General features: G+C 32.1%; 1 protein-coding gene. It reads left to right on the forward strand.

Features of this window, described 5'->3' with window-relative positions:
• Positions 1 to 692: 692 nt before the first annotated feature.
• Positions 693 to 1,030, forward strand: a 338-nt coding sequence (locus BMZ09_RS16010) for a tetratricopeptide repeat protein (RefSeq protein WP_394364792.1), incomplete at its 3' end; no start/stop codon positions are given.

The raw sequence follows: 1,030 nt of genomic DNA on the forward strand, positions 1-1,030 counted from the left end.
TGCCTACTTACGAAAGTCCTCGCGGACTTTCTATCTGTGATTTATTTGTTAACTTTAGTGCTTAAACCACGCAACTAATCTTATACAAGACCGTTCTACACCATTTGAAAAAAAGACAGTACATACTTGCAGTTTTAGGTTTAATGACAATCATTTCTTGCAAATCCTTCAAAAATCCGAATTCTGAAAAAGACAATTTTGCGGAATTTAAAGGTGGAAGATTTGGTTATGATTATCTAACTCTGCGAATTTATTCTGATTCCACTTACTATTTTGACAGATGGTCTCATAATCAAGTTTCTGTTAAGGATTATGGTAAATGGAATTTGCAGAATGACACGCTGAATTTAAACTCAACGGAATCTTTGACTGAAAGTAGGTTTCCGAAACGCAAATCGAAAAAGAAACACTTTGTAAATGTAAAATTTTCAATTCAAAATGACACGCTGAAATTATATTCGGACTCAAAAATTAATAATGAATATTCTAAAATAAGTAACGAACTTTATAGAACGAATTAACGGAATGAAGCTGAATAAAAAACGGTGTAGAACAACGTGTATAAAAAATTGCTACATTAGTGCTTAAATAAAGGTCGTTGCATTTTTGTTACGTCTGAATTTCCTTCGGAAATTCCTCGCACACAAAAACGCAACTTTCCATACACAGAGACGTTAGGCAACATTAGAAAAATGAAACAAACATTAATACTTCTTATTGGAATTTTAGTTTCCACAACAGCTTTTTCACAGAATAAAGCGACTGAACTATATACTTCTGGAAACTCGAATTTCAAATCGGGAAATTTTCAAGAAGCCATTTCAAATTATACTGAATTGATAGAAATAGTCGAAGAAAAAAGTGTCCAAAAAACTTGTTTCATAAATCGTGGACTTTCGTACGATCGAATTAAAAAATATGATTTAGCAATTTCTGACTTTACAGAAGCAATTAAACTAGACAGTACTGATATGGCTTCATTCATTGACAGAGGACTTTCTTTAATGCATGCTGGAAAATTAGAAAGAGC

Source organism: Olleya namhaensis, from assembly GCF_900114005.1.
In the GTDB taxonomy this organism is placed as follows: domain Bacteria; phylum Bacteroidota; class Bacteroidia; order Flavobacteriales; family Flavobacteriaceae; genus Olleya; species Olleya namhaensis.